We start from the raw sequence: 12,861 nt of genomic DNA, 5'->3' as shown, positions 1-12,861 counted from the left end.
AGCGAGGTAAACCCGGCATGAAGGTCATCCTGTCCACCGGCGCTGCAATCGGCGCGGTAGCCATCATCTGCAACGCATTCGCCCAGCAGGCGACGAAGCCCAAGATCGAGGCGGTCTATTGGCTCTCCGCCGAAACCACGTCCGGCATGGCGACCGGCCAGCCGAACGGCGTCGAGAAAAGTCTGACACTCCAGCTCGGCTCCAGCCGCAGCCAGCCGGCACCGAGCGCGGCGCATCTTCCGCCCCAGGGGCTTAAGACGGGCGAGCGGCTCCCGCTGATCACGCCGAGGGGCATCGAGCAAAAGGCCGACGCTCCGACCGACTATCGGCCCGGAATGCCCAACGGGCCCAAGGGGCGGATCGAGCTCTTTTGGGGTTGCGGCGAGAACGCGCTATCGGGACAGCCATTCGTCGTCGATCTGTCTACGTTCCGCCCCGGCGGCCAATCGCCCTTTGGTGCGGTTCCCCAGGTGCGCGCGATGACGCCGCCGTCCCAGGGGCGTCACGCGACCTACGGCGAATGGCCCAATGGCCGAAAGGAGACGCGCGTTCCGCGCGATGCCTCGCTTGCCGGGGAGCATATCGTCCAGGCCAATTACGCGCCCGAAATACGCTTCACGATCGCCAACGGAGCCGACTTTCTCGGCCCGCTGACGCCGAAGCACGACGCTTTGCCGTCTGGAGCGGTGATGGTGAGCTGGCCTGCCCTCACCCATGGACGCGGCACCATCATGACCGTGGTGGCCGCGCGAGAAGACGGGACGACGGTCATGTGGTCGTCGAGTGCAGTGCGGATGCCGGGCATGGCACTGCCCGATTATCTGGCGGAAAGTGAAGCAGCACGGCTGGTCCAGCAGCGCATTCTCCTCTCGCCGCAGACGACCCAGTGCGCGGTCCCGGCGGCGGTGGCAAAAGCGTCGGATTCGGCGATGCTGATGATGACCGCCTTTGGCGCCGAAGCGAACTACGGATCGCCGAAGGACGCGCCGCTTGGCTGGGCGGTCAAGCTGCGTACCAGGGCGACGCATATGAGTGTGCTCGGCGTCGATCTCGCCGCGATGATGCGCGGTGACGACGACGGCGCAGATCGCGATGCCCCAGCAAAAGAGACAAAGCCGAAGAAGAAGCGCGGCTTGCTGCGCGGCGTCATCGGCGGCGCGCTCGGCATTCCCGGCTGAATCCAGCCCCAATTCTTTCAATCAGGAGATTATCATGCACGGTTCGCTCCGCATTGCGTTCATCGCCCTCGGCCTGATCGGGCTTGGCACCGCCGGTCACGCCATCGCGAATGGGCCGGTTCGCTATGTCAGCAACCTCAAGCCGCCCGCCGATGCCCAGGCCCGAAAGGATGCCTTCCGCAAATTCGGCGAGGTCTCGTGCACTGACTGCGAGGGCGGTATCGCCTTCGACAGCAAGCCGACGGCGCCCTACGACCAATATAGCGGCAACTATGCTGAATGGCCGCGTCGTGCAGGTAGCTGGCCGGTCGGTCATGTGCACCGCTGGAAGGGCAAGGCGTCGACCGGAACGATCACCGTCGTGACCGAAGAGCAGGTCGACGGGTTAAAGTGCCGCCGCCTCGAATATAAGCTGGTGCGCGGCACCGCATCGGCGATCCGCCCGGGCCTCATCTGCTTCGGCCTCGCCAACCGTGAGTCCACGGTCGAGAACTGGCACGAAGTTTACTGATCCTTGTCGCCCTATCGGCGCTTGTCGCCGCATGTCGAACCCATACGCCAACTATGAGAAACTGGCATAGGCTGTCGTGCGCTGCAGCTTGAGCGATGCAGGGATCAGCTGCGCACCGAACTGCCTCTGGTAAACGCATGCCCTCCAAATAGTGTCGCGACGTCGCTCGCACCTAAGCGGGAACAATCGTCGCCATACACTAGCCCAGAAAATCTGCCGATTTAGGGATCATTGCACGATAGGATGAACGACGGGAATAGCGCTGACGTGATGGGGTGGAATTCTGACGGTCGGTTTTTGACAAGATTAGCGAGAACTAGCCATTGCGCGGAGCGCCATGATCAGATGTCGACAAACCGTCCGATCTCGATCCGCTCAAGGAAAGAGCGGTCGTGACTCACGACAAGCAGCGCACCGTCGAAGTTCCGAAGAGCGTTCTCGAGAAGTTCGACGGTCTCAATGTCGAGATGATTGGTCGGCTCGTCTAGGATCAGCAGCCAAGGCGCGGCGGCCCCGCCTAGTGTCGCGGCCAGACTTGCCCGTAGGCGTTCTCCGCCAGACAGCGAGCCCACTATCCGCCGGGCGTCGTCGTTTCGGAAAGCAAAGCGGGCGCACAGCGCGAACGCGGCTTCTGCGTCCAGCTCTGGATGTAAGGCGCGCATGTTATCTACCACACTCGCCTCGGCATCCAGCATTGCGGCGTGTTGATCGAGCAGCGATATCCGTTCATTCGCTCGCCAGACGCGGCCGTCCACCGGGTCGAGTTGCCCAGCCGCTATCCTCAGGAGCGTTGTCTTGCCGGCACCATTCGGTCCCCTCACCGCGATGCGTTCCGGACCATCGACGCGAAGCGTCCAGGGCCCGAGCCGGCGACCACCGAATTGTGCTTGCACCCCATCCAAAGCCAGCAAGCGGCTGCCCAGTGGCAGTCCACTTGTCGGCACGTCAATCCTGAGAGGCGTGACGATTTCCACCAGAGCCCGCGCTACCTCCTGGCGTTTTCTGGCATCTGCGACGATCCGATCGGCGACGGACTGTTCCCGACCACTGCTGTTCTCGGCACGCTCTGCCTTTGCACCAAGGAGGATTTTTGGTTCCGATTTCCGGGCGGCGAATTTACGTCCCGCCTTGTCGCGCCGAGCCTTGTTTTCGAGTTGAGCCTGAGCCGATCCTTTAGCCCGGCGAAGCGCGGATTCGGCCCGCTCGCTCTCAACGGCGAATCGCTTTCTTTCATCTTCGCGCGCTTGTGCGAAAGCGGACCAGCTCCCGCGAAAAGCGCGCACCCCAATCGGATTCAATTCAACGATCCGGTCCATGCATCCCAGCAAATGCCTGTCATGACTCGCGACGAGGACGCCGCCCTTCCAGTCACGGATTAACGCTTCGACGACTTCGCGTCCCGCGGAGTCTAGATTATTCGAAGGCTCGTCCAGCAGGAGGAGGTCGGGCGCTTCGATTCGCAGCCGAGCGACACCGATGCGGGTTCTCTCACCGCCGGACAACGTGCCAATCCTACGCGCTAGCAGGTTTGAGGACAGGCCCACCGCCTCCAGAGCGCTTCCAATTCGCTCGTTCAAGGTCCAATCGGCCAGGTCGAAATCGTCAGCACTCCCGTCTCCGGCAAGGATACGACGGAGCGTTTCGAGCTGGTGGGCCACCCCCAACGCTTCCTCGACGGTCCAATTCTCGGGCATTTCCTGTTGAAGCATGCCGACCGACCCCGAAACGCTCAGCGTGCCGGAGTATAATTCATTTTCACCTGCGATCATGCGCAGCAGGGTCGATTTTCCAGATCCGTTGCGTCCGACAAGGCCCACTCTTTCGATGCCGATGGACAGCGTCAAATCATGAAAAAGAACTTGCCGGTCAGGCGTGAATGCTGAGAGCGCGTCGAGCGTAAGTAGAGCAGACATAGAGAACCGTATTTTCAAACAGGGGAGGGCAAAATCCGTCACTGATCCTGTTGTCCACGTTCGTTCTCCGCTATTTGGCCGCAGCTGATACTGACCGAACCTTGTTTGATCAAGACGATGTCGGCTGTTGGGATCTCAAAACTCATTCTTTGAGGATCGCTTTTGGGTAGACACCTGAAAGGCCCCTTTTTCACAAAGGTCGCGATTTCCTGCCAGTGAGGAACCAACCCCGAAGCGGTCGACTGATATTCGACTGTAGTGATACTGCACACTGGCAGGTCGCCGCTAACCTACCGCCATGGATCATCACTACGTTTGAGGCGAGCCGACTTTGCGGCGCGCATATACGATTGCAATGCACGGTCCCATCCCATGGCAGTTGCGATTTCATGAAGGATACGCGCGCAATATCGAGATCAACTTCCGAGGGCGGTGCTTTACGGCTCCCCAAAGAAAAAGCCCATCAGCGCGAGGCAGCAGACGAGAAGCGCTGGTCAAAAGTCACACACGATGACCGCTAACGTCAATGGCAGCTCCCCGCCCAAGGTGATGGCCCTCCGCGATTCCAAGACCGGTCAAGCAGCTTTGCTACAGGTTTTGCCAGAAGCCGACTTTCTTGTGCCGACCCAGTAGCGGTCCCCGGTTCTGTAGATTATGGAAGCGCATGCTTATCCGCCCTTTCCGATCTTCAGACGCCCCTAATTTGGCCCAGTTGTTCTACGCCTCGGTGCATCAAATCGCGGCACAATATTACACAGCCGAGCAAATTCGAGCATGGGTGCCTGATGTCCCAGATCCAGCACGCATTGACGCTTGGGGCAGAGACGGGCGAATTTTTCTAGTCGCCGAAGATGACGGTGAAGCGTTGGCTTTCGCAGATCTGGAGCAGGATGGTCACATCGATCATTTCTTTTGCCGTGCTGATCGGGCCGGGACGGGTGTTTCCGCTGCACTTTATCATCACCTCGAAACGGAGGCGCGCGCCCTTAAGCTGACGCATCTTTACGTGGAAGCCAGCGAGCCGGCGCGGCGCTTTTTCTTGCGCATGGGCTTCACTGCGGGCCATCGACGCGACTTCGTCATTGGCGGCGTGCCAATCCATAATTTCCGAATGGATAAGCAGATCTAACGCCAGCGTCTTAGCGGCCGCGTTCTACCCACATTCAGCCATAGAGCGCCCGGCTCGGTGATGCCCGAAGCTGATATTACCGCCGGATTCCTGGTGACCGGTCTTGGGCAGGGTGACGTATGTACGTAAGGACCGATACAGGGCGCGAAGCTGCCGTGTATCATCAGTCCGCTAGGCGTTAAGAACGCCGTTATTAAGCGCGACTATCGCTTGGGCATTGCGACTTAGATTAGTTCACGGTTCCTTCGAACGGCCATAGCGCGCAGGGCTCAATAACCATGCATTGACGGCAGATTCGCGCCAGCCTGCGCATCGTTCGCTGATTGCTGTTTGCTTGAGGAAGGTTCCCTGGTTGATCTTGCGATACAGCGTTCAGCGGCTGAGGCCTGTAGCTTTAAGCGCCGCTGGAAGACGGATAATTCGGTCAACGGCTTCGGTCATCGTTGGGTCCTTTCATGCGGCGTTCCTGATGCATCGGCTGGACAGCCTTGGCTATGCCGAGATCGCCCAGCGTCTCTGGATTGCGCTTGGTGAAGTCAAGCGGCGGATGGCGGAGGCGATGGTCGCGCTTATTGAGGCCGACGCGGGTGACTGAAATCGCGCCGAGTGCCATGCCTTGCCACCAGTGAACAGCCCTCTCGGCGGTAGCAGTCGGGGTAACGGGTGAAACCGATACCCCCAGGCAGAGGGTTGGCATGCTCTCCGACACGAAGATCAAGAAGGTGGCCAAGTGTTGCGAGCGCTGCGCTGGCGCATTGCTCGTCGCTTACCGATCCGCCCGAGCCTGCGACCCCGATTCCGCCAATCACCTCTCCGCCGTGCATAATCGGCAAGCCGCCGCCCAGCAGCAGGAGTTCCGGAACATTCGCCAGGTTGCGTGATCCGGGATCGGTTGCAGCCCGCTCGGCCAGAGCAGATGTGCTGGTCTTGGTTGACAGGGCCGTGAAGGCCTTGCGTTCGGCCGCACGAGTGTTGTGCGGCCCGATGCCATCCCCCCGCTGGAGCACAATCAGGTTACCGCCGCGATCAACGATAGCGACAACAGCGTCCCTGTTCGTGGAGCGGCACGATGCGAGTGTCGCGTCAGCGAGCGCATTGGCCATCTCTAGCGAAACTGAGCGCTGCGAGGCAGGCGCCGGCACGGCGGTCACGGCAGCAAGCCCAAGTGGGATAAGCAGGCCAATCATCATCAGTTGCCGCGATAGGTCGAATAACCATAGGGGCTGACCACGACAGGAACATGAAAGTGCCCTGCCTTGCCTGACACACTGAAGGTTACGGTAATCTCGGGAAAGAACGGCTTCGCTTCAGCATTCGGGTAGGCCGACATATCGAATTGCAGCCGATAGGTGCCGGTCTCAAAATCGGCGCCCGGGCCGAAGCTGCGCACGCGGCCGTTCTGGTCAGTGCGAGCCGTGCCGACCTCCACCCAGGTTCCAGCGGTGTCACGCTTTGAGAGAGTGACAGGGACATTTGCGCCGCCGACACCTTCTGCGAGGTCAAGCACATGGGTCGATATCTCTGCGGCCGCGGCCGGCGCCGCGATGAGGCTGAGTACGATCGGCGCAAGCGAGCTAGTCATCTTCATCGGTATGATCCTGATTTTTTGGCTGGGCCCGGGGAGTGGGGATATAGGCCCCTAGCGAAAAGCCTAATAATACTCGAATAAAATGATTGAATGCCTATCATTCACAATTATAATAATGTCGTGTTAGATCCCAGACTTCTCGAGGCGTTTGTGGCGGTTGCCGATGCCGGGAGCTTTACAGCTGCGGCACACCGACTGAACTCGACCCAGTCAACGATCAGTCAGCAGATCGGCCGACTGGAAGGCCTGATTGGCAAGGCTCTGCTCGATCGCTCTGCCCGGCCCGTAAAGCTCACCCCAGTGGGCGAACGCCTGATCGGATATGCGAGGCGCATTCTCGCCCTTCAGAGCGAGGCTGCCGCTTTGCTGGCTGATCCTTCGGGCAGCCGAATCCTCCAGATCGGCTTGCCTGATGATCTGATGACGGCCACGATGGGTCAGGGGTTTGCCCGCTTTGCCAAGCGCTACCGTGAAATTCGCCTCGATGTCACGACAGGGCTTAGCAGGGATCTGTCGCAGCAGTTTCGCGAAGGGGAATTCGACGTGGTCATCGTCAAGGAACCCCGCGCGCAGGCCGACGCGGTCGCAAGTTTTTCCGAGCCGCTGGCGTGGATCGAGGGTGCCAACGAATTGCAGCAGTGGTCTGAACCGATACCGCTCGTCGCCTTCCCGCCGGGCGGGCTCTACCGGGGACAGATGGTCGAACAGATCGAGGCCGCAGGATTGCGCTGGTATCTGGCCTTCACCGGGAACAGTCTTGTCAGTGTGCTGCGCGCCGTGGAAGCCGGGCTTGGCGTTTCGCTCGTGCCTGTTGCCACAGTCAAACCCTACGCAGTCCAGACTTGTCGGCAGTTTGAACCCGTCCCGCCGATGGTCCTGTCGGCTTACGCATGGGAAAAGGACGCCGCAACGAACGAACTTCTGTCTGTTTTGACACAGATCGTGTCGCTCGAACGCGTGGCCAGCGGTTACGCAGAAAGCCCGCCGACCAAGGCCTGAGCACGAGCCAGCAAAGGCCGCCCGAACGCTTAGTTCCATCAGCGACGGCCTTTGTTCAGCTTCTACCCTTGCATAACGTCGATTATCCGCAGACGTCGCTCCTCTCCAGCGCGATTAGGCCACGTAATCGACTGGCCCGCCTTAAGGCTGAGGAGTCCTGCTCCGACCAGAGACAGGATCGAGATGCGACCTGCGTCGAAATCGGCTTCCGTCGGATACACGAGCTACAGTGTGCGTTCGACAGGTTCACAACAATGTTGCGGACGTCTCTCGACCATCTTCCGGCCTCCCGGCAGCGCGAGCTTGCCCATGTAATGCGCGTGCTCTGCGAGGAGTTCGAGGCCGCGCATGCGATCGGCACCAAGGATTGGAAGAAGGCCCGGCGCATCTTCAAGTTCGTGCTCTACGGATCGTTCGCGCGGGGCGACTGGGTGGACGATCCGGTTGAAGGTTATCAGTCGGACTATGACATCCTCGTCGTCGTCAACGATGAGCGGCTGACCGAGTACGAATATTGGTCGGCAGCCGAGGACCTGCTGATGCGTGATAAGACGATCACCAAGGCACTCAATGCACCGGTCAATTTCATCGTCCATTCGCTGACCGATTTGAACGCCAAGCGGCGTGGTATGCGCGGACGCGAAGGCAAGGCCTATCGCGTCGCTGCACGTCCCAATGGGACAGATCGCCCGGCCTCTTTCGAGTTTTTGGCACGCTATGGCATATGGTGGCAAGGGGTATTGGCGGAGAGGGTGGGATTCGAACCCACGGTACGGTTACCCGTACACCGCATTTCGAGTGCGGCGCATTCGACCACTCTGCCACCTCTCCATGGTGCCAATCTGGGTGCCACAAAGGGCGTTCCCGGTCGAGGAAGCGCGCCGTTAGCGCATGGTTGCTGGCTTGCCAAGCTAAAAGCGGTCAGCTTGTGCACTGGTATCGCGGCTTTGCGAGTGTTTGGTCCCAATGCCTTTGTTGGCGTAACGCTTGTGCGCGCCGCGGCACGCTCCTATATTCTCCCTATGGATCGTGCGAGCTTCTTTTCGTCTCAGGCCGGACGCGCTATTTCGGCCCCTCCCGTCTCTTCGGCGCGTTTTTCAATCGGGGATGTGGTGCGCCATCGCATGTTCGGCTTCCGCGGCGTCGTATTTGATGTCGACCCGGTCTTTGCCAACAGCGAAGAATGGTACGAATCGATCCCCGAAGACATCCGTCCACCGCGGGACCAGCCGTTCTACCATCTTCTCGCCGAGAACGATGAAAGCAGCTATGTCGCCTATGTCAGCCAGCAGAACCTGCAGGGCGATGCTGAATCTGGCCCGGTCGAACACCCTTCGCTTGAAGAAATGTTCGAAGGCTTTCGCAATGGGCGCTATCGCCTGCGCCGCAGCCTTTCGCACTAACCGGGCGCTGCCTTAGGGCGAAGCACTACTGCCATAACCGCACTCAGTTTTTCAGCTTCCACCCTGAACGCAGCACGAAGTATACGCCGATGCTCAGCGCAAGGTTCAGCACGCCCAACCCGATGGCGCCCTGAAGCACGGCCATGTTGCTGCTACCAATATCGCTGCGCCCCAGAAATCCGAAGCGGAAGCCCGAAATCACGTAGAAAATCGGGTTCATCCGGCTGACAGCCTGAAACGCCGGGGCAAGGTTGTCGATCACGTAGAATGTGCCCGACAGCATCGACAGCGGCGTGATCACGAAATTGGTAACCGCGGCGTTATGGTCAAACTTTTCCGCCCAGATCGAGGTTAGCACCCCGATCAGTGCCAGCAGAATCGCCCCCATCAATCCGAACCACACCACCGCCCAAGGGTGCGCCATCGACAGCGACACGCCCGGCCACAGCAGCATTGCACCTGCCACAGCAAGGCCGACCAGCACGGCACGCGTAACCGCCGCCCCCGTTAGCGCAAGCAGCAGTTCGCCGGTTGAGATGGGCGGCATCAGATAGTCCACGATCGTGCCCTGGATCTTTCCTCCCAGCATGCTGAAGCTGGAATTGGCGAAGGAATTGTTGATCATCCCCATCGCAATCAGCCCTGGCGCAACAAAGCTGGCAAAGTTCACGCCCAGCACTTCGCGCGCTGCACCATTCGTGCCGCCGCCCAGCGCCAGCGTGAAAATCATCAGATAAAGCAGCGTTGTTACCGCCGGGGCCCAGATCGTCTGGGTCTGCACCTTGAAGAACCGGCGAACTTCCTTCATATAGAGGGTCCACAGCCCCAACTTATTGAAGCCACGAAAAACCGGTTGCCCCGGCGGGGTGAAAGTTCCGGTGTTGCGGGAAGTTGCCCCATCGCGGGCTAGCGCTTGATCGACCATGGTTGTGGCGGTATCGCGGCGGCGGGGCCAAGGCAAGGCCCGCAAAAGCGAAGCCAGTGCCAACCCGCCCGGCTGGTCGGATTACGATTTTTACGTCGGCCGCATTTCCGTGGCCCTGAAGGACAGGTTTGAAGCATGAGCTGGACCGAAGAGCGGATTGAGAAACTGACGCAGATGTGGGAAGGCGGCTCTACCGCCAGCCAGATCGCCGAAGAACTGGGCGGCGTGAGCCGCAACGCGGTGATTGGCAAGGCCCACCGCCTTGGCCTGAAAGCACGTCCATCCCCGGTCAAGGCCAGCGACAAAAGCGAAGCCTCGGCCGAACCGTCGGTCCCCAAGGCACCACGCGCAACCCCTGTTGCGGCGCCTCCGGCTGAGCCCAAAGTAGCAGCCCCGCGGCCTACACCGGCACCTCCGCCTCCTCCGGCCCCACGCGCGGCACCACCTGCTCCGGCCCCTACGCCAGAGCCGAAGACCGCATCCGATGCGCCTGCTGCCCCTACGCAGCCGCGCATCGTCTCGGTCGGCCCTGGAGGCTTCCTTCGCCAAGGCCCCGGCGATCAGCAGGCACCCATCCCGCCCGCGCCGCCACGCCGTCTTGTGCCCGCTCGTCCCAGCCCCGAAATCGCAGACAAGACCAGTCTGCTTGATCTGAATGATCGCATCTGCCGCTGGCCGATGGGCCATCCGGGTGAGCCCGATTTCCACTTCTGCGGTGAAAAGGTAAACCCCGGGTTCCCCTATTGCGTCGAACATTGCGGCCGCGCCTATCAGGCACAATTGCCACGCGGACATCGCCGCCCTCCCCCGCCAATGCCTTTCGGTGGACCGCGCGTACGCTGACCGTATTGGCCATATGCCGACTGGTCCTTGTTAAAATGTATTCAGGACCATTCGCCAATGTCGCATTTGTGCAACGCCGCATGGTTAATTCCATGCGGCGTTTGCCGTCCTACCGGACATGACACACGACCCTTCGCCTCGCGGTTCTCGTTCCCGCCTGCTCAAATGGCTCGGTATCGCGTCCGATGATGATGCAGACCAAGAACCAGCACGGCCCGAGGTTGCAAACTTCCGCGATCCCAGCGCGCGCGAAATCTGGCTCCCGGCCAAACGCCGCCTGCTTGGCAAGGTTGCCGATTTCCTGATCGATCATGATCTGGAAGTGATGCCTTGGACTCTCGAAATAGCTTATGATTGCGTGACCGGCGCCAACCCCCGCCTTGCGCAGCTGATCCTCGAACGCACCGAAGAGGGCCAGACCATATCGTTGGCATGGCTTGAACAGGTCATGCGCGAGGAACGTGGCGAAGGCTCTGCAGAAATGCTCGCTGCGCTAATGTCGCGCCTTGAGGAAAGTCTTGAAGACTTTGCCAGCACCACCAGCAGCGCCCGGACCGCAACCAGCGAATACGGCGCTGCGCTGCAGCAGCATGTCGATGATCTGGAGCAGGTCAGCCGCGCTGGCGTGGTAATTACCGAATTGGCTTCGCTGGCCAAGGCCATGATGCATCGTACGCGCGAGATTGAGCATAACCTTGCTCAATCCGAAGAGCGGGCAATGGCGTTGCAAAACAGCCTGGATGAAGCGCGCCGCGTGGCTGACGAGGACCACCTTACCGGCCTGCCCAATCGCCGCGCCTTCGAAGCGCTGCTCGATCAGGAACTGGCCGTGGCTGCCGATCGGGGCGAGCCCCTGTGCGTCGCCTTTGTCGATATTGATCACTTCAAGCGTATCAATGATACTCACGGCCATGCCGCAGGTGACCGCGTTCTCAAGATTGTCGCGGAAACGCTTGGACGCATTTCAGACGCCCGCTGCCACGTCGCCCGCCATGGCGGAGAGGAATTCGCAGTGCTGTTTCGCGCATTGAGCCTGCAAAAGGCATGGGACCGCCTGGATCAGGCGCGTGAGGAGATTGCCGAACGTCGGCTCGTCAATCGTGCCACAGACATGCCCTTTGGCCGCATCACCTTTTCAGGCGGCATTGCCGATGCCTTTGCCTATCCCACCAAGGGTGAGGCTCTGCGCGCGGCAGACGAAGCGCTTTATGCCGCCAAGCAGGCCGGCCGGAACCAGATTCTGCTTGCCGGACAAGAGCCACCGCCGCTTGAGAACGCAGCCTGACAGGCGTCAGGCTGTACCTCTATCTTAGCGGTATTGGGAGTTCTGTGCGCGCTGGAATGCAAAGCGCGCCACCTTGCCTTCAATGATGCTGGTGCGCAGCTTGATGCGCATTTCATCGGCACCTTCTTCACGGGTGCAGACCAGCCGTGTGCCGCCCGAAGGAAGCGATTCGAGCGCGCTGATGGAAACGCCTGCCCCATCGCAACGGCTGCGGACAACGGCTTCGGTCAGGCTCAGGTTCATGGCACGGCTCATGGTCGGTACTCCTTCGAAAACAGGTCAGCGGGCGCAAGGCCAAGGGCTGCATCGCCAACGCGCGCAGCTTCGCATCTTGGGAAAAGCCTAGACCGGACAGGATTTGTGCTGTGGTCCACAGGCGGCTCCCGATGCGTAAGCGGGAGCGCGAGGGTCTCTCAGCCGGAGGTGCCTACAATAGTGTGACCGCCGATGGTTTGCCCTGCACCTGAAATGGCGAAATAGCAAAGAGAAAGCGCAATGGCGTTGTTGCTAGGATGGTCAGTCCAGCAATCGAAATTCAATTGAAGGTTGTATTACCTTGATCTGGCGCACCCATTCTTCGTATCGCCACGGGATCACTTCACTATCAAAGTAAGCCTGCCGCTCGCCCGTCCGGTCATAAAGGCTGACGGAGTCAGTGCTGTCATCACAGCGTTCGATGCGGATAAAGGCAATGTCGGACAATGCAATCGCACCGTGGTCTCCTGGATGCTTTGCCGTGCGCCCCTGCCACCATTCGAGCGTTCCTGCGTTCGTATTGACTCGGCTGCCCCGGCGCGTGTTTGCCAGCAACGGCCCGGCGCCTCCGGCCAGCGCCAAAGCGCCCATCACGCCCGCCACCGGTACTAGCCATGGCGCGCACTCGCCGTCTTGGCTGCAATTGTCCTCCGGCCGCACGCTTTGGGATGCCGCCAAAAACACCGCTCCCACCATCGCCATCACCCACCAGCGCACATCACGCCGCGCGCTGCGTTCGAACAACAGGACGGTTTCGGATGCGGCTTCCATGATCGCACCTTCGCAGGAATTCCTCACCGCTTTGCAAACGCTGCACGCCAACGAAAAAGGC

18 protein-coding genes and 1 tRNA gene are annotated in these 12,861 nt (G+C 60.4%); 9 read left to right on the top strand and 10 right to left on the bottom strand.

What is annotated here, in order from left to right; genetic code table 11:
• Window positions 1-17 precede the first annotated feature (17 nt).
• Both AC2A1F_RS13475 and AC2A1F_RS13470 read left to right on the top strand, forming a co-directional pair.
• Window positions 18-1,178, top strand: coding sequence for a hypothetical protein (locus tag AC2A1F_RS13475; protein WP_484209283.1), 1,161 nt, complete (start codon window positions 18-20; stop codon window positions 1,176-1,178).
• Window positions 1,179-1,212: 34 nt separating this feature from the next.
• Window positions 1,213-1,689: a hypothetical protein gene (locus tag AC2A1F_RS13470; RefSeq protein WP_484209282.1), complete on the top strand. Its 477-nt coding sequence runs from the start codon at window positions 1,213-1,215 to the stop codon at window positions 1,687-1,689.
• A gap of 341 nt (window positions 1,690-2,030) precedes the next feature.
• Here AC2A1F_RS13470 and AC2A1F_RS13465 read toward each other — a convergent pair whose 3' ends face one another.
• Window positions 2,031-3,602: an ABC-F family ATP-binding cassette domain-containing protein gene (locus tag AC2A1F_RS13465; RefSeq protein WP_484209281.1), complete on the bottom strand. Its 1,572-nt coding sequence runs from the start codon at window positions 3,600-3,602 to the stop codon at window positions 2,031-2,033.
• 703 nt (window positions 3,603-4,305) lie between these two features.
• Here AC2A1F_RS13465 and AC2A1F_RS13460 point away from each other — a divergent pair.
• Window positions 4,306-4,731 carry a GNAT family N-acetyltransferase gene (locus tag AC2A1F_RS13460; RefSeq protein ID WP_484209280.1) on the top strand — a complete coding sequence of 142 codons (426 nt, stop codon included), beginning with the start codon at window positions 4,306-4,308 and terminating at the stop codon, window positions 4,729-4,731.
• A 234-nt stretch (window positions 4,732-4,965) separates the two neighbouring features.
• On the opposite strand, the gene AC2A1F_RS13455 is transcribed toward AC2A1F_RS13460, so the two are convergent.
• Window positions 4,966-5,100 (bottom strand): helix-turn-helix transcriptional regulator, encoded by a 135-nt coding sequence (locus tag AC2A1F_RS13455; protein ID WP_484209594.1) that lies wholly within the window; start codon window positions 5,098-5,100, stop codon window positions 4,966-4,968.
• A 100-nt stretch (window positions 5,101-5,200) separates the two neighbouring features.
• On the opposite strand from AC2A1F_RS13455, the gene AC2A1F_RS13450 reads away from it, so the two are divergent.
• Window positions 5,201-5,326, top strand: coding sequence for a hypothetical protein (locus AC2A1F_RS13450; RefSeq protein ID WP_484209279.1), 126 nt, complete (start codon window positions 5,201-5,203; stop codon window positions 5,324-5,326).
• On the opposite strand, the gene AC2A1F_RS13445 is transcribed toward AC2A1F_RS13450, so the two are convergent.
• Together AC2A1F_RS13445 and uraH are read right to left on the bottom strand one after the other, a co-directional pair.
• Window positions 5,301-5,882: a GlcG/HbpS family heme-binding protein gene (locus AC2A1F_RS13445; protein WP_484209278.1), complete on the bottom strand. Its 582-nt coding sequence runs from the start codon at window positions 5,880-5,882 to the stop codon at window positions 5,301-5,303. The two genes, AC2A1F_RS13450 and AC2A1F_RS13445, sit on opposite strands and share 26 nt — an antisense overlap.
• A 38-nt stretch (window positions 5,883-5,920) precedes the next feature.
• A complete protein-coding gene (gene uraH, locus AC2A1F_RS13440; protein ID WP_484209277.1) occupies window positions 5,921-6,319 on the bottom strand; it encodes a hydroxyisourate hydrolase in 399 nt (132 codons plus the stop codon).
• Between the two features lie 120 nt (window positions 6,320-6,439).
• Here uraH and AC2A1F_RS13435 point away from each other — a divergent pair, with 120 nt between their 5' ends.
• Window positions 6,440-7,318 carry a LysR substrate-binding domain-containing protein gene (locus tag AC2A1F_RS13435; protein ID WP_484209276.1) on the top strand — a complete coding sequence of 293 codons (879 nt, stop codon included), beginning with the start codon at window positions 6,440-6,442 and terminating at the stop codon, window positions 7,316-7,318.
• Window positions 7,319-7,380: 62 nt separating this feature from the next.
• Here AC2A1F_RS13435 and AC2A1F_RS13430 read toward each other — a convergent pair whose 3' ends face one another.
• The 3 genes from AC2A1F_RS13430 to AC2A1F_RS13420 form a co-directional block, all read right to left on the bottom strand.
• Window positions 7,381-7,539, bottom strand: coding sequence for a GreA/GreB family elongation factor (locus tag AC2A1F_RS13430; protein WP_484209275.1), 159 nt, complete (start codon window positions 7,537-7,539; stop codon window positions 7,381-7,383).
• Window positions 7,540-7,542: 3 nt separating this feature from the next.
• Window positions 7,543-7,914, bottom strand: a complete 372-nt coding sequence (locus AC2A1F_RS13425) for a hypothetical protein (protein ID WP_484209274.1) — start codon at window positions 7,912-7,914, stop codon at window positions 7,543-7,545.
• A 145-nt stretch (window positions 7,915-8,059) separates the two neighbouring features.
• A tRNA-Ser gene (locus AC2A1F_RS13420) sits at window positions 8,060-8,149 on the bottom strand.
• Between the two features lie 191 nt (window positions 8,150-8,340).
• Between AC2A1F_RS13420 and hspQ the strand changes: the two genes are divergently transcribed.
• Window positions 8,341-8,721 carry a heat shock protein HspQ gene (gene hspQ, locus AC2A1F_RS13415; RefSeq protein WP_484209273.1) on the top strand — a complete coding sequence of 127 codons (381 nt, stop codon included), beginning with the start codon at window positions 8,341-8,343 and terminating at the stop codon, window positions 8,719-8,721.
• Between the two features lie 43 nt (window positions 8,722-8,764).
• Here hspQ and AC2A1F_RS13410 read toward each other — a convergent pair whose 3' ends face one another.
• Entirely contained in the window at window positions 8,765-9,646 is an 882-nt protein-coding gene (locus AC2A1F_RS13410) for an ABC transporter permease (RefSeq protein ID WP_484209272.1), read from the bottom strand.
• Here AC2A1F_RS13410 and AC2A1F_RS13405 point away from each other — a divergent pair.
• From AC2A1F_RS13405 to AC2A1F_RS13395, 3 genes are all read left to right on the top strand, one after another.
• Window positions 9,645-9,785: a hypothetical protein gene (locus tag AC2A1F_RS13405; RefSeq protein ID WP_484209271.1), complete on the top strand. Its 141-nt coding sequence runs from the start codon at window positions 9,645-9,647 to the stop codon at window positions 9,783-9,785. The two genes, AC2A1F_RS13410 and AC2A1F_RS13405, sit on opposite strands and share 2 nt — an antisense overlap.
• Window positions 9,782-10,489, top strand: a complete 708-nt coding sequence (locus AC2A1F_RS13400) for a GcrA family cell cycle regulator (protein ID WP_484209270.1) — start codon at window positions 9,782-9,784, stop codon at window positions 10,487-10,489. The genes AC2A1F_RS13405 and AC2A1F_RS13400 overlap by 4 nt, the downstream gene beginning before the upstream one ends.
• A 118-nt stretch (window positions 10,490-10,607) precedes the next feature.
• The gene (locus tag AC2A1F_RS13395) at window positions 10,608-11,774 is read left to right on the top strand and encodes a GGDEF domain-containing protein (protein WP_484209269.1); all 1,167 of its coding nucleotides are present in this window, start codon (window positions 10,608-10,610) and stop codon (window positions 11,772-11,774) included.
• 24 nt (window positions 11,775-11,798) lie between these two features.
• On the opposite strand, the gene AC2A1F_RS13390 is transcribed toward AC2A1F_RS13395, so the two are convergent.
• Together AC2A1F_RS13390 and AC2A1F_RS13385 are read right to left on the bottom strand one after the other, a co-directional pair.
• The gene (locus AC2A1F_RS13390) at window positions 11,799-12,029 is read right to left on the bottom strand and encodes a hypothetical protein (RefSeq protein WP_292632608.1); all 231 of its coding nucleotides are present in this window, start codon (window positions 12,027-12,029) and stop codon (window positions 11,799-11,801) included.
• Window positions 12,030-12,290: 261 nt separating this feature from the next.
• Entirely contained in the window at window positions 12,291-12,800 is a 510-nt protein-coding gene (locus tag AC2A1F_RS13385; protein ID WP_484209268.1) for a hypothetical protein, read from the bottom strand.
• Window positions 12,801-12,861: the final 61 nt, after the last annotated feature.

The organism is Novosphingobium sp. HNCC26BN242 (assembly GCF_057180525.1).
Note: the sequence above shows the minus strand (reverse complement) of the source record. Positions and strands in the feature narration are given on the sequence as shown.